The following is a 20,137-nucleotide window of genomic DNA, read 5'->3' as shown; positions in this document are numbered from 1 at the left end:
ACGCGTGGTCAGATGATGTTGATCGCGTCGAGCACCTCTGCCACGGCCGGGTTGGTCACGTCACCCGTCGTCGAGTCACGCCAATCGGCCCGCTTGGTTCCCCACGAGACGAAATCGTGCGCCGTCGTGCGCACCACCGGCGCGTCGTCGTCGGCACCGTTCGCCACGATCCATCCCCCGCCGCCGCCACCCGGTGTCAGACACCAGGTGTTCGCGGCCGGTCCCTCGAACACGAGGTTGACCGGCTGTGCCGCGACGCCGGCGAGTTCTGCGGCACACATCTGCGGAAGCCCGGCGAGCATCCACTCGAGCGTCGGTGCCAAAACATCGGGGTCGTGCGGCAATGCTCCGGCGCGAACGACGGCGGCACCGATGTCGTGGCGCAGATGGCAATAGTGGTCGAAGGCGATGGCATTCCCGAGCAGGTGCATCGGATGTTCGCCGAGATCGGCGAGGGGGACGACGGTCTCGGCCATCGGTGGCTGCTGCAAGGCGCTCAACGCGGCAACGCCCTTCTGCGACCACTCGTCGTAGGCGACGATCACCTGATCGGGCGACCAGTCCTTGCGATCCTGCACCGGGACCTCGGCGGCGACCTCCGCCTTGCCACTGTCACCCGCGTCGATGGTGTCGGGCGCCGCGATCTGCTGGAACACCGCCGCCATGTGTTGGGCGACATCCTGGACGCGCCAACCATCGCATCCGGACTGCGCCTGCCATTCGTCCGCGCTCAGTGATGCGAACAGTTCGGTCGCCCGGGCGATTTCGGCCTCGAGTCCGGTGATGGCCTGCTGTGACATGTCGCGACCGTAGCGAACCCACCACGACGCGCCCGACGCCCTCCCGGTCGACTCCATCAGCGCGCCGCGTCAACGATCAGCGTGACGGAACGATCAACGTCTCGGCACCGATCGGGACGAACCCCGAGGCGAGGAACGCGCGCAGCGACGCGGCGTTTCCCGGCGACACCTGTGCCCACACGAACTCCGCACGCGGGACGTGTCCGAGTGCTGCCTCGATCAACGACCGACCCGCCGATGCACTGCGCGGCTCGGCGTCGAACAACTCGACCGACAGCTCTCGACGGCCGACGAGCCCGTTGCCGAACGTGACCACGCCGCGCTCATCACCGAGCACGACAACCGCATCGCGGTGCTCGCGCGAGCGGGCCACCCGCGGATGGTCGTCGAGGTCGGTGCGCACACTCAGAACACCACTCCCCGGTGCCGCCTCGCGTCCCGACGCGACGAGCACCGCGTCCTGGCAACCGACCCATCCACCCGGACCGGCGAGCCTCAGTTTGATCTCGGGGCTGCTCGCACCGCCGAAACCGTCGGCTCCCATCGCGACCAGCTCCGACAGCGGCACGTCGCCGAGCACGATCGAGTGACCGGTGAACTCGACGATCGCGGCATGTCCGTCGACGCCGGGATCGAGCACCTCGACCTCGCCGTCGACCGGCGGAAACGATCCGGTCGCGGCCGCGTCGAGCATCGTCATCAAGGGGTGCACGTCCTCGCACGGTATCCACCGTCCGGTACGGTCCGATCGTGCGCGTCGATGCGATGACCTTCCCGAAACCGCTCGCCGAGATGGGCACCGCAGCCGCGGGCGCACAGCGCTCCGGATTCGACGGGATGCTGCTCACCGAAGGTGGCCGCACGGCGTTCACCGCGGTAGCCGCCGCGGCGCTCGGGGCACCGGGACTCGAGCTGTCGACGGGTGTTGCCGTCGCCTTTCCGCGCAGTCCGATGATCACGGCGCAGAACGCCTGGGAACTCCACGAGTTGACCGGCGGACGGTTCCGGCTCGGCCTCGGAACCCAGGTCCGGACCCACGTCGTGCGGCGCTACGGAGCCGAGTTCGAACACCCTGGCCCACGCCTGCGCGACTACGTACGTGCGGTCAAAGCGTGCTTCGCCGGCTTTCGTGGCGAGCCGCTCGATCACCGTGGCGACTTCTACGAGTTGACCTTCCTCAACCGCCAGTGGAGCCCGGGGCCGCTCGTCGTCCACGACCCAAAGGTCGACGTCGCCGCCGTCAATCCGTGGATGCTGACCATGGCGGGCGAGGTCGCCGACGGAGTCCACGTCCACCCGATCGGTGAACCCGGATACCTCCGCCGCCACGTCATCCCGTGTCTCGCTGAGGGGGCGAGGCGCGCGGGTCGACCGGCCGGAGACACCGATGTCATCGTGCCGGTCACCACGATCGTCGGCGACACCGACGAGCAGCGCGACGCAGCGCGCGAAGTCGCTCGCGCCTCGCTGTCGTTCTACGGATCGACCCCCAACTATGCGTTCATCTGGGACGATGCCGGTTTCGAGGGGACGACCGAGCGCATCCGGTCGAAGCAGAAGGCGGGCGACTTCGCCGGCATGGCCGCGGAGGTCACCGACGATCACCTCGCAGCGTTCTGCACCGAAGCCGACTGGAACGACCTCGCGGATCGGTTGATCGACACCTACGCCGACATCGCCGATCGACTCGTGCTGTACAGCGCCGGGACTGCGGATGCGGAGACGTTGGAGCGCTACGGCGCGGTCGCCAAGGAAATCTCGTCGCGCACCGCGATGCCATGACCCAACGCTGCCTCGGGATGGTCGCGGTCGCCACGATCGCGATCGGGAGCGCGGCCGCCTGCTCGTCCTCGCCCCACTCCGACGCTCCCGACGACCGAGAGGCCATCCGCGAGGCGGTGCTCGACGTTCGGGCGAACGGGTGCGGACCGCGCGAGACCTTCGGGACCGCATCGCTCGTCGACGACACCCACGCGCTGACGGCCGCCCACGTGGTGGCAGGGGCCGATGAAGTGAGCGTCATCGATCAGGACGGCGAATCGCACTCGGTCGACGTCGTCCTGTTCGATCCCGACCTCGACCTCGCGGTGCTGTCCACGCCCGCCGATCTCGGCGCCCCGCTCGGAATCGCCGACGAACGGGTCGAGGCGGGAACGCTGGGGGTCGTGGGGTTTGCACGCCTCGTCGACGGCGAGGTCGTCACCCGGCTCACCGATGTCGACGTGCTGCGCCACGTCGACATCGACACCACCGACATCTACCTCGATGAGTCGGTCACCCGATCGGGCTTCGAGGTCGACGCCGCGATCGACCCCGGCGACTCGGGTGGAGCCGTCGTCGTGGATGGTCAGGTCGTCGGGATCATCTGGGCGCGCAGCACGAAGAACGGCGAGCGGGCATGGGCGATCGACATCCCCGACATCGTCAGCGAACCCGGCCGGCTCGCAGCGCTCACCCCGGTCGAGACCGGACCGTGTGTGCGCTGAAAGCCGTCCACTCCGCTGCCCCAGGCTGGCGGCCGAGGTCAGTCGGAGTGGTCGGAAGACGACGAGAGGCCGCGCACGAGTGAGCCGGCGATCTGCGCGATGTGTTCGGCTGCGGGCATCGGTCCGCCGACGAGGGCGTTGAAGTAGAGCCCGTCGCCCACGAGCCGGACATGTTCGCCGAGGAGTGGTGGGAGCACGTCCAACGGCCTCGAATAGCGGGCGAACAGATCGCCGAGGAGCACTGCCACGTCGTCGTCGACCGCGTCGGTGGCGGCGAACAACGCGAGCCAGAGGGTGTTCTCACCATCGACGACATCGGTGGCGGCATCGATGTACCAGCGCACGACATCGGCCGGGTCGTCGGGCGCATCGGCGATGGTGTCGTCGATCGCGTCGGCGAGCCGATCGACGAGGCCCGCGAAGAGATCCGACTTCGACGGAAAGTGGTAGAGCAGGCCGCCCTTGGAGACGCCCGCACGGGAAGCGGCAGCTTCGAGGGTGACGTTCGCCGCACCGACGTCGACGATCAGGTCCTGGAACGCATCGAGGATCACCTCGCGCTGTGTCGGACGAGCCATGTCAGCGCACGCTCTCGACGCTGAGGCTGGCCGGCTCGACGACCACCGAGTCCTGACGTCTCGTCCGCAGAGCCCAGAGGGCAACGATGACCAAGGCGATCGATGCCGTCAGTGCAGCAGCATGGAACCCGTCGACGAACGCCGTGTCCGCCGCGTCGCGCAGCGCGGCACCGGCATCTCCACCGAGATCGTCAGCCACGCCAATCGCTGCACCCAACGTGTCCCGCGATGCTTCGATGGCTTCGCTCGGTACGCCGTCGATGGCCACGAAACCACCTCGATAGACGGCCGCAGCGATGCTGCCGAGCACGGCGGTCCCGAGCGCGAAGCCGAGTTCGATCGCCGTCTCGGACACCGAGGCCCCGGCACCTGCACGCTCCGCCGGAATCGCCGCGAGGATCCCGTCGAGCGCGACGGTCATCGACGCTCCGAGGCCCGCGTTGAGCACGATCACCGCGGCGGTGGTCAGGGCGACCGATCCTTCCGCCGTGATCTGGGTGAGCATCGCGAATCCGATGCCACCCATGGTGAGTCCAGCGGCAATCACGGTGAACGACCCGAACCGCCGCGCGACGACCGGGGCGAGCATCGTGAAGGTGACCGACGAGACGGCGGCCGGAAGCAGTTGCAGACCGGCGCGCAGCGGTGACATGCCGACGACGAGCTGGAGGTACTGGGTGACGAAGAACAGCGAGCCGGCGAACCCGAACGCAGCGATGAGGTTGCCGCTCACCGCCATCCGGAACCGCGGGACGGCGAAGAGCGACACGTCCACCATCGGATCGGAGATGCGTTGCTGACGTCGGACGAACACGAAGCCGGCCACGGCGCCGATGACCGCTGCCGTCACCACGACGGTGGAGAGTCCGTGCTCGGCGAAGATCTTGATCGCGTACACGATGGGGAGCATCGTCACGAGCGACAGCGCGGCACTCGTCACGTCGAAGGCACCCGGCTTGGGATCGCGCGACTCGGGAACCAGTCGTGGTGCGACGAGGAGCAGCGTGGCCGTGACCGGAACGCCGACGAGGAAGACCGAACCCCACCAGAAGTGCTCGAGCAGGAAACCACCGACGATCGGTCCGAGCGCCGATCCGACGGCGAACGCGGCCGCCCAGACGGCGATGGCGGTCTGGCGTTCACGCTCGTCGAGGAACACGTTGCGGATCAGCGAGAGCGTCGACGGCATCAAGGTCGCGCCGGCGACACCGAGCATCGCCCGCGAGGCGATCAGCATCTCGGGGCTCGTCGAGAACGCCGCCAGCACCGACGCGACGCTGAACCCTGCGGCCCCGAACATCAGCAGCTTGCGCCGGCCGATCCGGTCTCCGAGCGCGCCCATCGTGACCAACAGCCCCGCCAGCACGAACGAGTAGATGTCGACGATCCACAGCAGCTGGGAACTCGTCGGTCCCAGCGTCTCGCTCAGCGACGGAACCGCGAATCCCAGGATCGTGGCGTCCATCGAAATGATCAGGACCGGAAGAATGAGGACCATCAGCGCCGACCAACGACGCCCGGCATCTGTCCGTGGCTGCATTGGAGTTACTGTACCGACTGGACGGTCAAGTAACTCGGGGATGGAGTCAGTCGATCGCGGTGTCGTTCACCGGTCCCAGCACCCGGTCGGTGTAGGCATTGGCGAAGGTTCCCATCGGGTCGAGCCGCGCTCGCACGTTCTGGAACCGTTGCCACTCGGGATAGCGACCCGACAGTGTGGCGGCCGTCTGGAAGTGCAACTTGCCCCAGTGTGGCCGACCGTCGTAGTCGTCCATGATCGACTCGACGCCCTGGAAGTACGACTCGTACGGCGTGCCGATGTACTGGTGAACAGCGATCCAACCCGATGGCCTCCCGTTCGCCGTCGAGAGCGGAATGTCATCGGCCGCCGACACCCGGACCTCGATCGGGAAGAGCGGGGGAAACGGCAGGGACGAGACCAGCGCGCCGACGCGTTCGATCGCTTCCGGAACGGCATCGAGTGGAATGCCGTACTCCATCTCGACGAAGCGCACGTGGCGAGGGCTGCTGAAGATGCGATCGCTCCGATCGATCAGCTCGCGCTCGGATGCCGCCGACGTGATCAGCTTCGCAATCCGCGGTGCCGCCTTGGGATACCGGCGACCGACTCGACAGACCGTGCCGAACGCGAGGTTCTCGGCGATCCACTTGTCGCGGATGTACGCCATCTTCGACTGCGGTTCCGCCGGGCGATCGGTGCGCGTGTTCCGCTTCACCTGACACCGACGCGCGCCCGGCATCCAGAAGAACTCGACGTGGTCGGCCCCGTGCATGACCTGATCGAAGTTCGCCGTCACGGCCGCGAGCGGCTCGATGGTCTCGACGGCGTGCAGGTTGAAGGTCGGGACGCACCGCAGCGTGACCTCGGTGACGATCCCGAGGGCGCCGAGACCGACCCGAGCGACGCTCAGCAGGTCCGAGTCGTCGTGCTCGTCGGTCCGCCGCACCGAGCCATCGCCGGTCACGATCTCCATCCCGACCACGGTCGTCGCGAGGTTGCCCAACCCGGCGCCCGTTCCGTGGGTGGCGGTCGCGATCGCCCCCGCGATCGACTGTTGGTCGATATCGCCGAGGTTCGGCATCGCGAGACCCCGTGCTGCCAGCTCGTCGTTGAGGTCGTAGAGCCTGATGCCCGCCTGCACCGTGACATCGAGGCCATCGGGACCGCCGCCACCGAGAACCCGGTTCATCCCGTCGAGCGAGAGCAGGTTGCCGTCGGTCATCGCGATGTCGGTGAACGAATGCGCTCCGCCGATCACCTTCACCCGTTCGCCGGCACCGGCTGCGGTGCGTACGATCGCTGCGACCTCGGCCGTCGTCGTCGGGGTGTGCACACCCTGCGGCAGACAACGTTGATTTCCGGCCCAGTTCTTCGTCGAAACGCCCACACTCGAACCGTACTGTCATCGGGTGCCTGACACCCGTTGGCGAGTCGGACAACTGGTGCCTGGCACCCGTTGTCCGGCGGGTCACATCTCGAGGAGGCGAGTGACGGTGTTCAGGTTGCGGCCGGTGCCCCGGACGCCGAGGGCGCGCTCGATGCGGTCGAGCGTCAGCCTCGATGTCCCCGCCCCGCTCGCGTAGCTGACGTGCAGTTCGGCGACGTCGTCGTGGAGGTCGAGGACGAAACGATCGGGCGAGAAGTCGTCGGGGTCGAGCGCCGTCCGCCGATCCGGTGCCGGTACGGCATCGAGGAACACGATGTGGGTTCGGCGGGCGTGATCCTTCGGGTCCGTCCCTTCATCGGGGAATTCCCGTTTCGACGCGCCGCGAGCCGCCTTCAGCCGTTCACTCGTCATCGACATCACCGACACGTCGTCGAGGTCGAAGCGCTCCGCGAGCAGAGTGCTCATCAGACGCTCGATATCGCGATCGTCGTTCGGGCCGCCCGTGACGACGACGTTGCCCGACTGGATGTACGTCCGAACCGAACCGAACCCGACCTCCGCGAGTCCGGCGCGCAACTCGGCCATCGGCACCTTGCGGTGGCCACCGACGTTGATGCCGCGAAGCAGGACCACAGGCATGGCCGAATGGTACGTGGCGGACCGACCGGGAGGGGCGGTGACCCGGGGCAGAGACGTGTGCCGGCTCTGCCGGGTCAGAGTATGCGGAGGACGGCGAGGGTGCGGTCGATTTCGTCCGACGTCGTCGTGCAGTGCACCGACAGTCGCAGCAGCGAGCCGAGACCCCGCGCCTCCAGGTCGGCGCGCGCTGAACCGGGATTCGTCAGCGATGCATGGATCGAACCGGTGGCGAGCCGCTCGCGGAGTTCACCTACGGGGATCGTCGGATGCGTCGTCGTGACGATGCCACACCGCTCGACGCCCTGGTCGTGCACGGTCATGCCCACATCGCGAAGGCGTGCGCGCAGCTCCTCGGCGCGTTCGTCGATCGTCGCGTGAATCCGAGCGATGCCGAGTTCGTTCGCGTCGTCGACGGCCGCTCCCAGTCCCAGCCATGCCGCGTGATCGTGTTCCCAGTACTCGAAGCGCCGAGCACCGTCCACGAACTCGTACCGGTCGAGCGCGACCCAGTCGGCGCCGTGATGATCGGGTTGCGACGGCGTGACCCGATCGAGAATCGCGTCGCGTGCGTAGAGGAATCCAGTGCCGCGCGGTCCGCGGAGGAACTTGCGGCCCGAGGCCGAGAGGAAGTCGCAACCAATCGCTTCGACGTCGATCTCGAGCTGTCCGACCGCCTGACATGCGTCGAGCAGGAACGGAACCCCGGCATCGCGCGTCAGGGAACCGACCTCGGCGGCGGGGTTGACGAGTCCACCACTCGTCGGAATCCACGCCAGTGACACCACGGCGACCTCGCTCGGACGGGACAGCGCACCCGCAAGGCGATCGATGTCGATCTGCCCGTCCGCATCGCTCGGGATCCGTTCGATCTCGACGCCGTGCACTTCCCGCGCGCGGAGGAACGCGATCCGGTTGGCTCCGTAGTCGTGGTCGTGCGTGACGATGCGTTGACCGCGCTCCATCGGAATCGACCAGAACGCCGCGTTCCACGCCGCGGTCGCGTGCTCCATCCGGGCGATCTCGGACGGGCGGCTCCCGATCAGCGCGGCGATCGAGTCGTACACAGCGGCCGACCGGTCAGCGGCTTCGGCGGCAGCTTCGTACCCGCCGATCGCCGCCTCTCGACGGAGATGCGCGATCTGGATGTCGAGCACCCGTTGGGGCGGCAGCGACGATCCGGCGTGATTCAGGTGGATCAGGTCGTCGGTGCACCCGGGTGTCGCGGCGCGGATCGCGGTGATCTCGTCATCACCGAACGTCCCGGCCACCGGCGAGTCGTTCGCCGCGGTCACGCGTCCGGGGACGTCGCCGTCGCGAGTCCAGGGGCCATCTCGGCGTCGGTCGCGGTCGGTTGGAAGTCCTCGGCCGATGCGGGCGCGACGCGTTCGGGATCCGTCTCGACGAGTGCTTCGAGGATGGCGTTCTCGACCACCTCGGTGAGTGCGGGATGAATGTAGAACACACCTCGTGCGACCTTCTCGGCGGGCGTGTCGAGTTCCATCGCCTGGATGATCGGTTGGATCAGGGTCGCCGCCTGCGGCCCGATGATGTGCGCTCCGAGGAACATGCCGGTCTCGGTGTTGACGATCACCTTGGCGAACGAGGACTCGTCGGCCAACGCCCACCCGTAGGCCGTACCGGCGTAGTCCCGACGACCGACGCTGATCGGGAGCCCCGCCTCGACCGCCTGCTCTTCGGTCATCCCCACCGATGCGACCTGAGGGTGCGAGAAGACCGCGCCGGGTACCGCCTTGTAGCTCTGGTGGCGGATGTCGTCGGGGTGGGCGATGTTCCAGAACGCCACCGTCGCTTCCGCGTTTGCGAGATGCTTGAGCTGGTAGCCGTTGGCGATGTCGCCGATCGCCCAGATGCCCTCGACGTTGGTCGCCATCGTGTCGTCGACCACCAACGTGCCGTGATGGTGGCAGTCGAGTCCGGCCGCGTCCACGTCGAGGAGATCACTGTTCGGCTCGCGACCCGTCGCGACGAGGAGTTCGTCGACGACCACCTTCTCACCACCCACCGTCAGTTGGATCCGGCCGTCGTCGAGGCGCGACACCTGCGACGGAACGTGTCCGAGTCGGAGTTCCACCCGCTCCGAGAAGAGCTCGGTGAACCGACGGGCGATGTCGCCGTCGAAACCGCGCAGCAGTCCGTTCGAGCGATTCATCACGGTGACGTGCGAGCCGAGGCCGGAGAACACGTGGCCCATCTCGACGGCGATGAACCCGCCGCCGATGATCCCGAGACGTTCGGGCAGTCGGTCGAGGCGCATGATCGAATCGGACGTGTGGAAGCCCGTTTCGACGAGCCCGGCGATCGGTGGCGTGACCGGGCGAGCACCGGCCGCGACCAGGATGTTCGGCGCGGTGATCGTGCGTCCGTGGACGTCGAGCTCCTTCGGCGAGATGAATCGAGCGGTGCCCTCGATCAGGGTGACGTTCGGTGTGCCGTTCGCACGGTAGTCACGGCCGCCGGCGGAGATCGGGTCGATCCGGCCGAACACCCGGTCGCGGATCGCACCCCAGTCGGCACCGTTGAATTGCGTGTCGACTCCGAGCTTCGCCGACTCCTGCGCCTCGATCGCTCGGTCCGCCGGGAGCACGAACATCTTCGACGGGATGCACCCGACGTTGAGACAGGTGCCGCCGAACGTTCCCCGCTCGACGATCGCGATCTTCCAGTCGCCGAGGAAGTCCGGAATCGAGTTCCCCGAACCCGACCCGACGATGATCAGATCGAAGGTCTCGGTGCTGTCTGCAGAATTCGTCACACCGCCATCCAACCGCAACCCGGAGAGATTCCTTCCCAGCATCGCGGCGAGCCGGTCGCGAGAGCGTCCGATCCGGTCGATCGTTCACGTCCGGCCGATTGGTGTCGAGCCCGCGGATCGGCCACAGTGGAAGGCGTGTTCGAACGACGAAGCGGCGACGGGTTCATCCGCTGTGCAGATGGGCACGTGCGCTGGGGCATCTTCGGTGCTGCGGGCGTCGTGTTCGTCGTCCGCGAACCCGAGGGACCACGCGTGATGCTCCAGAAGCGTTCCGCGATGGCTCACGAGGGCGGCACGTGGTCGTGCGCCGGTGGTGCGCTCGACCAGGGTGAGCTGCCCTACGACGGAGCGATGCGCGAGGCGACCGAGGAGATCGGCGCCATTCCGGGCGAGCCGATCCTGCTCGGTGAGTACGTGTTCAACCCGTCGGCCGACTGGGCATACACGACCGTCGTCGTGTTGGTCGAGAATCGCTTCGGCAGCTCGATCAACTTCGAGACCGACGCGGTCGGTTGGTTCAGCCCCGACGAGATCGACGCGCTCCCCACGCACGCCGGCTTCACCGCCGCGTGGCCCCACCTCCGCACGATCATCGACCGCGACTGACCCACCCCGCCCCACGCCCACCCCACGGCCGGGCATCTCGTGAACTCTTCCGGCGCTCCCTGCGCGAACAGTTCACGACAACGCGAGGTTTCGAGGGATCCGGGTCCGGGGGGTCAGATCGGTGCGGGGGCGTCGCCGTTGCTCACGCCGACGAGGTGGGTGTGATCGTTGAAGCGCATCATTCTCCAATCGCCGTCGGGGCCGACCATCCACTCGTTGATCGACGAGTTCATCGGGCTGGCGAGCGGGATCGTCGTCAGATCGGTCATCCCGTTCCCTGCGCTCCCCGGCCACCGACCGATCGCCGTCACCATGATCACCCCGCCGTGGCACACGACCCAGGTGGTGCGACCGCGACCCTCGGCCGCGACCCGGTCGAGTGCCGAGCTGACCCGACCGGCGAACTCGGAGCCCGACTCTCCCCCGGGAGACAACGGGTTGGACCAGTCGGTCCACGGTGGCTTGCCGTACCGATCGGTGTACTCGGCGATCGTCAAGCCCTCGGCCTCCCCGGACGTCCGCTCCATCAGGTCGGCGAACTGCTCGACCTCGACCCCGGTCGGGTCAGCGGCGATCTCGGCGGTGTGGACCGCGCGGCGCATCGTCGACACGACCACACGATCGGGACGGAGTTCCGGGTCCGCCGACAGCCGATCGCGCAGCGCCTCGGCCTGGGCCACGCCGAGTTCGGTGAGACCGCCGCAGGAGTCCTGCCCCGACAGCCAGCCCCCGGCGTTCGACGCGGATTCACCGTGCCGGATGAGCACGAGTCGAGTCGGTCGGGCAATCGGATCGGTCATCCGTCGAGCATCGCACAACCCGTCTGCGGACACTCATCTCGAAGCGTGTCAACTGGGGTCTGGGTGGGTTCAGGGGGTGGACGCCGTAGCTGAGTAGTTGGGGTTCCACCGGTTGGTGTGTGAAACGGGAGATGATTCCCGCTGCGAATCACAGAAGCACCAACCGGTGGAGGTCTCATCATGTCAGGGCGAGCGTTGTCGTTGGAAGAGCGCGAGGTGATCGCGGTCGGGATTGCTGCTGGCCGGTCCGCGATCGAGACCGCTCGGGAGTTGGGGCGTGATCCGTCGACGGTTCGACGCGAGATCGCCCGCCACGGCGGCCCGGAGAAGTATTCGGTGGTGGCTGCTGATCGTCGAGCGTGCCGGTCACGGAGGCGTCCGAAGCAGTCCCGGCTCGAGGCCGACCCCGCCCTGGCTGGCTATGTGGCTCAACGGTTGGCGTTGCGTGATTCGCCGATGACGATCGCGATCGAACTCGAGCGTGGCATCCATGGCATGACGGCGTTGATCAGCCACGAGTGCATCTATCAAGCGATCTATCAGCGTCGCGGTCTGGATGCTGGCGCCCGCACCGGTCTGCATCTGCGTCGCCGGAAACGCAAACACCGCAACACTCAACGGCCCCTCGCCCACTCGCTGCAGGGGTTCCGTCCAATCAGTGAGCGACCAGCGATCGCGTTCGAGCGAGTCGAGGCCGGTCATTTCGAGGGTGACCTGATCACCGGTGCGTACAACCGTTCAGCAATGATCACGATCTTCGATCGGGCGAGCCGGCGGCTCTGGCTCGTCGGGGTGGCCAACAAGTCAGCCAACGCGGTCCATGCCGCTCTCGTGAGAACACTGTTGTCGGTCCCTGCCAGGCAGCGACGCACCCTCACCTGGGACCAGGGCTCCGAACTCGCCCGCCACCGCGATCTCGAAAAGGCATGCGGGATCAAGGTTTACATCGCGGACAAGAACTCGCCGTGGCAGCGACCAACCAACGAAAACGGCAACGCCTTCGTTCGCCGCTACGTCGGCAAAGGCACCGACCTCAACAACATCAGCAACCATCGCCGCCGCTGGATCGAACACCGCATCAACACCACCCCACGCCGCTCACTGGGATGGGACACCGCCAACACCGTCTACGATCGCCTCAGCGCACCGACCCCCTGAACCGACCCAGACCCGTCACGTAACGGCGGGGCCGGTCGTGGCAGCGCCGGCGAACGCTTGGGCCTTGGTCATCCAGTCGTGCGCGTCGTCGCCCGTGACGAAGAGATCGGTCGAGTCCACGTGGCGACACTGGGTGACGACGAGGCAGAAATCGGCGGCGGGGCCGACGACCGACTGCTCGGCGTCCTCGGGTCCGAACGACCACGTCGTGCCGGATGGCGCGTCGAGTTCGACGCGGACCGGACTCGTGGGGGCATCGGCTCCGCGGTTGATGTAGGTCCACTTCCGGGTGATGAACCCCAGCTGTGCGATGTGTTGGAGCCGGTCGGTCGACTCACGCTCGACACCGACGGTGTCGACGATGTGCTGGCCGTGTGCCCAGCACTCCATCAGCCGCGCAGTGAGGAACGATCTGGCCCCCATCGACGGGCCGTACCAGATGACTCGTGCGTCGTCGGCGAGCCCGGCCGACGTTTCCGCGAGTTCGCGTCGATTCTCCCGCCAGGCGACGAGCAGCTCCGCGGGTGTCATCGCCCGGAAGTCCCCGAGCGTGACGTCGTCGATCCCGGCCTCGTCGAGCTCACCCGACAGCACGGGCGCGAGATCCGCCAGCGAGCTGCGGAATCGTTGCTCGTCGGCGATCGCCCATGAGGCGCTCTCGTCGAAGTAGGCGAGATGGCCGATCTGGTCCGCGACCGACCACCGATCGCTCGGCGTCGGCAGGGCCCATTGCTCGTCGTCGAGTTCAGCCACGATCGAGTCGAGTGCGTCCTGCTCGGCGATCAGATCGGCACGCACGCTGGAAACGCTGGGAGTGGCGGTCGTCATGGGGCTCGACACTACGTCCCGGTCGGGACTCGCTCAGGATCGGTGAGGGTTGGCGCACTACGGTCGGCGCCATGAGCATCGGAACACCGCTTCGCTCGAAGCTGGACACCGCATCCGACGACTACCGCCGGAATCTGGCCGAGATGCAGTCGATGTGGGACGAGGTCGCGGCCGTCATGGACACGGTCCCGACGATCGGGGGACAGCGCTACGTCGACCGGCACCGCAAGCGCGGCAAGATGCTCGTCCGAGAGCGGATCGAGGCGCTGATCGACCCGGACACTCCGTTCCTCGAGCTGTCCGCGCTCGCCGCGTGGGGCACCCAGGATCCGGTCGGTGTCGGAGTGGTTCAGGGGATCGGCGTCATCGAGGGCGTCGAGTGTGCGATCACCGGCACCGACATGAGCGTCAAGGGGGGAGCGGCGAACCCGACCACGTGGAAAAAGGGCCAGCGGTTCCACGAGATCGCCCGTGAGAACCGGTTGCCGTTGATCAACCTCAACGAGTCCGCTGGTGCCGACCTGCCCCGCCAGGCCGACCTGTTCATCCAGGGAGGGGCGAGCTTCAAGGCGCTCACCCGCTTGTCGAAGGCCGGGATCCCGACGATCACGGCGGCGTTCGGTCCGAACACCGCCGGCGGCGCCTATACGCCGGGCATGAGCGATTACACCGTCTTCGTCAAGGAGGCCGGCACGGCATACCTCGGCGGACCACCACTGGTGAAGATGGCGATCGACGAGATCGTCGACGAGGAGACGCTCGGCGGAGCCGACATGCATTCGCGCACATCCGGGCTGTCCGACTACCTCGCCCAGGACGAGATGGACGCCCTGCGGATCATCCGTCAGATCGTGCGCCACCTGCAGTGGAAGAAACTCGGGCCCGGTGCGACCGAGCCCGCCGACGACCCGCTGTACGACCCGGCGGAGCTGCTCGGATGTGCGTCGGCCGATGTCCGTATCCCGTTCGACATCCGCGAGGTGTACACCCGCCTGCTCGACGGCAGCCGGTTCGAGGAGTTCAAGGCGTTGATCGGCGACAAGCTCGTCTGCGGCTGGGCATCGATCCACGGTTTCCCGGTCGGTGTGATCGGGAACAACGGGATCCTCTTCTCCGAGGAGGCGAAGAAGGGCGCACAGTTCATCCAGCTGTGCAACAAGATGTCGGTGCCGATCGTGTTTCTGCACAACATCACCGGCTTCATGGTCGGCTCGAAAGCCGAGCAGGGAGGGATCATCCGCAACGGAGCGAAGATGATCAACGCCGTGTCGAACTCGGAGGTTCCCCACTTCAACCTGATGGTCGGCGCCAGCTACGGCGCCGGCAACTACGGCATGGCGGGCAAGTCCTACGACCCGCGCTTCATCTTCACCTGGCCCAACCACCGGATCGCGGTGATGGGCCCCAAGCAGCTCGCCGGGGTGATGGACATCATCGCGAGGAACTCTGCCGCAGGCCGCGGGGCCGAGGTCGACGAGGAGGCGCTGCTCGCCCAGACCTCCGCCCTCGAGGCGCAGATCGAGGGCGAATCGACCGCGCTCTATTCCACCGGACGATTGTGGGACGACGGGATCATCCATCCCGGTGATTCGCGCACGGTGATGGGCATGGCCTTGTCCGCAGCGCACAGCAACGTGGTGCAGGGCGCCACCGAGTACGGCGTGTGGAGGCACTGATGTCGGTCCCGACGAATTCCGTAGCGACAGCACCCGAGTCGATGTCGCGGACGATCACCCGCCTGCTGATCGCGAACCGCGGCGAGATCGCCGTGCGCATCGCGCGCACCGCGCACCGGCTCGGCATCTCGACCGTTGGCGTGTACTCCGAACCGGACGCCGATGCGCTCCATGTCGACGCGGTCGACGTCGCCGTTGCGCTCGGCGGCACCACACCAGCGGAGTCGTATCTGCGTGCCGACGCGATCATCGCGATCGCGATCGAACACGGATGCGAGGCGATCCACCCCGGGTACGGGTTCCTCGCCGAGAACGCGGACGTCGCCGAGCAGGTGGCCGCCGCCGGATTGAACTGGGTCGGTCCCACACCCGAGCAGATCCGCCTGCTCGGGGACAAGGTGGCCGCGAAGAAGCTGGCGATCGAGTCGGGCGTCCCGACCGCACCGCTGTTCGAGATCGGTGTCGGCGACGACGGTGCGGTCGAGATCCCCGAGGGGATTCCGATGCCCGCGCTCGTCAAGGCTGCCGCCGGTGGTGGCGGTCGAGGGATGCGGGTCGTGCGCAGCGTCGACGAGCTCGCCGATGCCGTGGCGGCCGGTTCTCGCGAGGCACTGTCGTCGTTCGGCGACGGCACGGTCTTCGTCGAACCTTTCATCGAACGGGCCCGCCACGTCGAGGTCCAAGTGATCGGTGATGCGCACGGCAACGTCGTGCATCTGGGTGAACGCGAGTGTTCGATCCAGCGCCGCAATCAGAAGATCGTCGAGGAGTCGCCGTCCGCCGGGATCACGCCCGAGACCCGAGCTGCGATCTGCGAGGGGGCGGTCGCCCTGGCGCAGTCGGTCGGGTACGAGGGTGCCGGCACGGTCGAGTTCCTCGTCGACGAGGCGGGTCGAGCCGAATCAATCAACTTCCTCGAGGTCAACACCCGCCTGCAGGTCGAGCACCCCGTCACCGAAGCGGTGACCGGCGTCGACCTCGTGGAGCTGCAGCTCCGGGTGGCCGCCGGCGAGCCGTTGCCGTTCGACCAGTCTGCGATCACGCCGCGAGGGCATGCGATCGAGGTCCGCCTGGTCGCCGAGGACCCCGCCGCCGGATGGCTTCCGTCGACGGGCACGATCACGTCGTTCTCGATCGGTGCACGCAACGCCGACCTGGTGCGCGTCGACACCGGATTCCGTGACGGCGCGGAGGTGTCGTCGGCGTACGACTCGATGCTCGCCAAGGTGATCGCCCACGGCACCAGTCGTGCCGAGGCGGCTGCCACACTGCGTCGTCAACTGCGCGCCTCGGAGATCACCGGCGTGGCCACGAACCTGGCCACCTTGATCGAGATCCTCGGCGAGAACGACTACCTCGATGCGCGGACACCGACGACATATCTCGATGAGCACCCCGACGTGGTCGCGTCCACCGGCCCGACGGGCGACGACCGACTCGCGCTCCTGCTCGCCGCGGTGTTCGCGACCGAGCGGAGGTCGCGATCCGAGGACACCGTCACCGGTTTCGCACCATCGGGATGGCGGAACCTCCGCACCCAGGGGCAGCGTCAACGCTGGTCCGCCGACGGTGGGGACACGGATGAAGCGATCGAGTACGTGGTGTGCGGCAATTCGGCCGACGTGCGCGTGGGTCCGTGGCCCGAACCGCTCGACGATGGTTCGCTGGCCGCCGACGAACGCCGGCGAGTCGCCGTCCGCCTGCTGTCCGTCACGGGGTCCGTCGGATCGACCCCATCACGCGTCGCGATCGAGGTCGACGGTGTCCGTCGCATCGTCGAGGTGCACATCGACGCGGCTCCGGTCGGCTCGGTCGTGCGCACGCGCAGCGCGACGGGTTCGCTCGCGTGGACGCAACGACCACGGTTCGATGACCACGACGCGGAGGCCGGTGGCAGCGGTCCTGTCTGTCCGCTCCCCGGCACCGTGATCGCGGTGCACGTCGAAGCGGGCGACGAGGTCGCGGCCGGTGCGGTGCTGATGGTCGTCGAGGCGATGAAGATGGAACACAAGATCACCGCCTCCGTTGCTTCGACGGTCACGGAGGTGCACTTCGGCGTCGGATCGCGCGTCGATCAGGGTGATCTGCTGGTCGCGCTCGAAGCCCAGACCGATGACTCCGACGACGAGTCGGACGACCGATGACCGATCCGATCCGCATCGCGAACTGCTCGGGCTTCTTCGGCGATCGACCGTCGGGGGCCATCGAAATGGTCGAGGGCGGTCCGATCGACGTCCTGACCGGCGATTGGCTCGCCGAGTTGACGATGCTGATCTTGAGTCGGATCCAGGCCAAACGACCCGGGCAGGGTTTCGCCCGCACGTTCGTCTCCCAGATGGAAGATGTGATGGGAACGTGCCTCGACCGTGGGATCAAGGTGGTGTCGAACGCGGGTGGACTCGACCCGGACGGCTGCGCGGAAGCCGTCCACGAGGTGGCCGCGAAGCTGGGTCTGTCGCCGACGATCGCCTACGTCGACGGCGATGATCTGCTGCCACGGATCGGCGAATTGACCGATTCGGCAGCACTTCGCCCGTTCGTCGACCCGGACGATCCGGAGAGCGATGGCTGGGGGGACGTCTCACGGTTCCTGAGCGCGAACGCGTACCTCGGCTGCTTCGGCATCGTCGATGCGCTGACGGCCGGAGCGGACATCGTGATCACCGGTCGCGTCACCGACGCTGCGGTGGTCTGCGGACCTGCGGCCTGGCACCACGGGTGGCAGCGCGACGACTTCGACCAACTGGCCGGCGGCGTGGTCGCCGGGCACGTGATCGAGTGCAGCGCGCAGGCGACGGGAGGGAACTACTCCTTCTTCACCGAGATCGACGGTCGCGACGAGATCGGTGGCCGGGCGCGGTTCGGATTCCCGTGGGCCGACGTGGCCGCCGACGGCTCGTCGGTGATCGGCAAGCACGACGGCACCGGGGGAGCGGTGACGGTCGGAACGATCACGAGCCAGCTCCTCTACGAGATCGGCGGGCCCCGATACCTCGGCCCCGATGTCACGGCTCGGTTCGATTCGATCGAGCTCGAACAGGTCGACACCGATCGGGTCAGGATCAGCGGCGTGGCCGGCGAGGCGCCGCCCCCCACACTCAAGGTCGCGATGAACGAGATGGGCGGCTTTCGCAACTCGTTCAGCGTGGCGTTGACCGGCCTCGACATCGATGCCAAGGCCGAACTCGCCGCGAGCGCGTTCTGGGACTCGTGTGCCTACGGCCCCGATGACTTCGATGCGATCGACAGCCGCGTGATCCGGACCGACAAGGCCGATCCGGCGACGCAGGAGGAGGCCACCGCGATCTGGCGGGTGACCGTCAAGGACGCCGACGAGCGCAAGGTCGGTCGGGCGTTCGCTGACGCGAACGTGCACACTGGACTCGCAAGTATCCCGGGCATGTACGGACTCGGTGGTGGGCCCAGCTCGGCGAGTCCGTTCGGCGTGTATCGACCGGCCAAGATCGACGCTGCGCTCGTTCCCCAGTACGTCCATGTGCTCGGTGGATCGACGACGCAGGTCGACTCGGTGGCTCCGACCGGTGAGCCGGTCGAGGTCGCCGTGGTGCGGCCGGCAGCGGCTCCATCCGGTCCCACCGAACGGGTCCCGCTCGGCACGATCGTCGGTGCACGTTCGGGCGACAAGGGCGGCAACGCCAACCTCGGCGTGTTCGTTCGTTCCGCCGACGCGTTCGCATGGCTCGACGACCACCTCACCACCGACCGCCTGTTCGAGCTGCTGCCCGAGGTGGCGAGTTTCGAGGTCGAGCGCTTCCGCTTCCCGAAGATCTGGTCGCTGAACTTCGTGGTGCACGGGCTGCTGCAGGAGGGCGTCGCAGCGTCGACGCGCCAGGACGCGCAGGCGAAGGCGGTCGGCGAATGGCTGCGGTCACGCATGGTCGACATCCCGGTCGCACTCCTCGACTGAGCGTCATCGCGACGCACCGGGCTACGTTCGGAGTGCACGCATGGACATCATCGACGAGCTGTACAGCGACCGGTACCTCCGCGACCCCGCCCCGACGTGGGCAAAGCTGCGTGAGGATCACCCGATCGTGCACGACCCCCGCCAGGACGTCTGGATCGTGTCGCGCTACGCCGATGTCGCGGCGATCCTGAGCGAACACGAGACCTACAGCATCTCGACCTATGCCGGTTCGACCGGCGCGGTGCTCGGTGAGACGTTGATCCAGATGGACGGCCCGGAGCACGTGTGGCGACGGTCGGCGGTCGCGCCCGAGTTCGTCGGGAACCGTCTCGACGGGTACGCCGATGTCGTCGACCGGGAGATCGACCGACTCATCCACACGTTCCCCGGTGGTGGCACCGTCGATCTGGTGCGCGACTTCAGCCGATTCCTCCCCGTCAACGTGATCGTGGCCCTCCTCGGGTTCGGCGGCACCGCGGACCAGGAGGTGTTCCGGAGTTGGGTGACTCGGATCATGACCGGACTCGGACCGGCACCCGAACCGCGAGCCGACGGCATCCGCGCCCGCGACGAGTTCGCCGCCCACATCGCGCCGTACATGGAAGAGCCGTTCGGCGACGATCGGCGCGACCTGATCGCGCGCGTCTGTCGGGCCGAGCACGACGAACGACGCCTCGACGCCGACGAGGTGATCGCCTTCCTCGGCCTGCTCTTCATCGCCGGCGGCGAAACGACCGACAAGGCGATCGGCAACCTGTGGTGGAACCTGCTGCGTGATCCGGAGCTCGTCGCCGCGTGTCGTGACGACACGTCGTTCCTCGACGCCTGCTTCTCCGAGACGATGCGTCGCGACGCTCCCGTGATCGCCGAGGACCGGTTCGTCAACCACGACGTCGATTGGTACGGCCGGGCGATTCCGGCGGGATCGCGCATCCGTGGCCTGATCGGCGCCGCAC

18 protein-coding genes are annotated in these 20,137 nt (G+C 67.5%); 8 read left to right on the top strand and 10 right to left on the bottom strand.

What is annotated here, in order from left to right:
• Positions 1-8: 8 nt before the first annotated feature.
• Complete coding sequence (locus WBV89_RS21130) at positions 9-800, bottom strand: maleylpyruvate isomerase N-terminal domain-containing protein (protein ID WP_423983306.1); 792 nt, start codon at positions 798-800, stop codon at positions 9-11.
• A gap of 76 nt (positions 801-876) precedes the next feature.
• The gene (locus WBV89_RS21125) at positions 877-1,512 is read right to left on the bottom strand and encodes a hypothetical protein (RefSeq protein ID WP_423983305.1); all 636 of its coding nucleotides are present in this window, start codon (positions 1,510-1,512) and stop codon (positions 877-879) included.
• Positions 1,513-1,550: 38 nt separating this feature from the next.
• On the opposite strand from WBV89_RS21125, the gene WBV89_RS21120 reads away from it, so the two are divergent.
• Together WBV89_RS21120 and WBV89_RS21115 are read left to right on the top strand one after the other, a co-directional pair.
• Positions 1,551-2,582 (top strand): TIGR03617 family F420-dependent LLM class oxidoreductase, encoded by a 1,032-nt coding sequence (locus WBV89_RS21120; RefSeq protein ID WP_423983304.1) that lies wholly within the window; start codon positions 1,551-1,553, stop codon positions 2,580-2,582.
• Complete coding sequence (locus tag WBV89_RS21115) at positions 2,579-3,286, top strand: trypsin-like peptidase domain-containing protein (protein ID WP_423983303.1); 708 nt, start codon at positions 2,579-2,581, stop codon at positions 3,284-3,286. The genes WBV89_RS21120 and WBV89_RS21115 overlap by 4 nt, the downstream gene beginning before the upstream one ends.
• A 38-nt stretch (positions 3,287-3,324) precedes the next feature.
• On the opposite strand, the gene WBV89_RS21110 is transcribed toward WBV89_RS21115, so the two are convergent.
• The 6 genes from WBV89_RS21110 to WBV89_RS21085 all read right to left on the bottom strand — a co-directional run bounded on the left by WBV89_RS21110 (position 3,325) and on the right by WBV89_RS21085 (position 10,185).
• Positions 3,325-3,864 carry a TetR/AcrR family transcriptional regulator gene (locus WBV89_RS21110; protein ID WP_423983302.1) on the bottom strand — a complete coding sequence of 180 codons (540 nt, stop codon included), beginning with the start codon at positions 3,862-3,864 and terminating at the stop codon, positions 3,325-3,327.
• Between the two features lies 1 nt (position 3,865).
• On the bottom strand, positions 3,866-5,404 hold the full coding sequence (locus WBV89_RS21105; RefSeq protein ID WP_423983301.1) for an MFS transporter: 1,539 nt from the start codon (positions 5,402-5,404) through the stop codon (positions 3,866-3,868).
• A 46-nt stretch (positions 5,405-5,450) separates the two neighbouring features.
• Positions 5,451-6,773, bottom strand: a complete 1,323-nt coding sequence (locus WBV89_RS21100; RefSeq protein ID WP_423983300.1) for a D-arabinono-1,4-lactone oxidase — start codon at positions 6,771-6,773, stop codon at positions 5,451-5,453.
• Positions 6,774-6,854: 81 nt separating this feature from the next.
• Positions 6,855-7,412, bottom strand: a complete 558-nt coding sequence (locus WBV89_RS21095; protein ID WP_423983299.1) for a DUF1697 domain-containing protein — start codon at positions 7,410-7,412, stop codon at positions 6,855-6,857.
• A gap of 74 nt (positions 7,413-7,486) precedes the next feature.
• Positions 7,487-8,680 carry an aminotransferase class V-fold PLP-dependent enzyme gene (locus WBV89_RS21090; RefSeq protein ID WP_423983298.1) on the bottom strand — a complete coding sequence of 398 codons (1,194 nt, stop codon included), beginning with the start codon at positions 8,678-8,680 and terminating at the stop codon, positions 7,487-7,489.
• Positions 8,681-8,700: 20 nt separating this feature from the next.
• Positions 8,701-10,185, bottom strand: a complete 1,485-nt coding sequence (locus tag WBV89_RS21085) for a mycothione reductase (protein WP_423983297.1) — start codon at positions 10,183-10,185, stop codon at positions 8,701-8,703.
• Positions 10,186-10,320: 135 nt separating this feature from the next.
• Here WBV89_RS21085 and WBV89_RS21080 point away from each other — a divergent pair, with 135 nt between their 5' ends.
• Positions 10,321-10,791 carry an NUDIX domain-containing protein gene (locus WBV89_RS21080; protein ID WP_423983296.1) on the top strand — a complete coding sequence of 157 codons (471 nt, stop codon included), beginning with the start codon at positions 10,321-10,323 and terminating at the stop codon, positions 10,789-10,791.
• 113 nt (positions 10,792-10,904) lie between these two features.
• Here the strand turns inward: WBV89_RS21080 and WBV89_RS21075 are convergent, their stop codons facing one another.
• Entirely contained in the window at positions 10,905-11,591 is a 687-nt protein-coding gene (locus WBV89_RS21075) for a histidine phosphatase family protein (RefSeq protein WP_423983295.1), read from the bottom strand.
• 180 nt (positions 11,592-11,771) lie between these two features.
• On the opposite strand from WBV89_RS21075, the gene WBV89_RS21070 reads away from it, so the two are divergent.
• Positions 11,772-12,749 carry an IS30 family transposase gene (locus WBV89_RS21070; RefSeq protein WP_423983294.1) on the top strand — a complete coding sequence of 326 codons (978 nt, stop codon included), beginning with the start codon at positions 11,772-11,774 and terminating at the stop codon, positions 12,747-12,749.
• 15 nt (positions 12,750-12,764) lie between these two features.
• Here WBV89_RS21070 and WBV89_RS21065 read toward each other — a convergent pair whose 3' ends face one another.
• Positions 12,765-13,577 (bottom strand): TIGR03084 family metal-binding protein, encoded by an 813-nt coding sequence (locus WBV89_RS21065; RefSeq protein WP_423983293.1) that lies wholly within the window; start codon positions 13,575-13,577, stop codon positions 12,765-12,767.
• Between the two features lie 71 nt (positions 13,578-13,648).
• Between WBV89_RS21065 and WBV89_RS21060 the strand changes: the two genes are divergently transcribed.
• From WBV89_RS21060 to WBV89_RS21045, 4 genes are all read left to right on the top strand, one after another.
• A complete protein-coding gene (locus WBV89_RS21060) occupies positions 13,649-15,253 on the top strand; it encodes an acyl-CoA carboxylase subunit beta (protein WP_423983292.1) in 1,605 nt (534 codons plus the stop codon).
• A 41-nt stretch (positions 15,254-15,294) separates the two neighbouring features.
• Complete coding sequence (locus WBV89_RS21055; RefSeq protein WP_423983291.1) at positions 15,295-17,397, top strand: acetyl/propionyl/methylcrotonyl-CoA carboxylase subunit alpha; 2,103 nt, start codon at positions 15,295-15,297, stop codon at positions 17,395-17,397.
• Entirely contained in the window at positions 17,394-19,181 is a 1,788-nt protein-coding gene (locus WBV89_RS21050; RefSeq protein WP_423983290.1) for an acyclic terpene utilization AtuA family protein, read from the top strand. The genes WBV89_RS21055 and WBV89_RS21050 overlap by 4 nt, the downstream gene beginning before the upstream one ends.
• A 40-nt stretch (positions 19,182-19,221) precedes the next feature.
• The coding region (locus WBV89_RS21045) for a cytochrome P450 (protein ID WP_423983289.1) at positions 19,222-20,137 on the top strand (916 nt) is incomplete at its 3' end.

This window comes from Ilumatobacter sp., from assembly GCF_049588435.1.
Classification (GTDB): Bacteria; Actinomycetota; Acidimicrobiia; order Acidimicrobiales; family Ilumatobacteraceae; genus Ilumatobacter_A.
The sequence above is the reverse complement of the archived record's forward strand: the minus strand, read 5'-3'. Positions and strand labels throughout refer to the sequence as shown.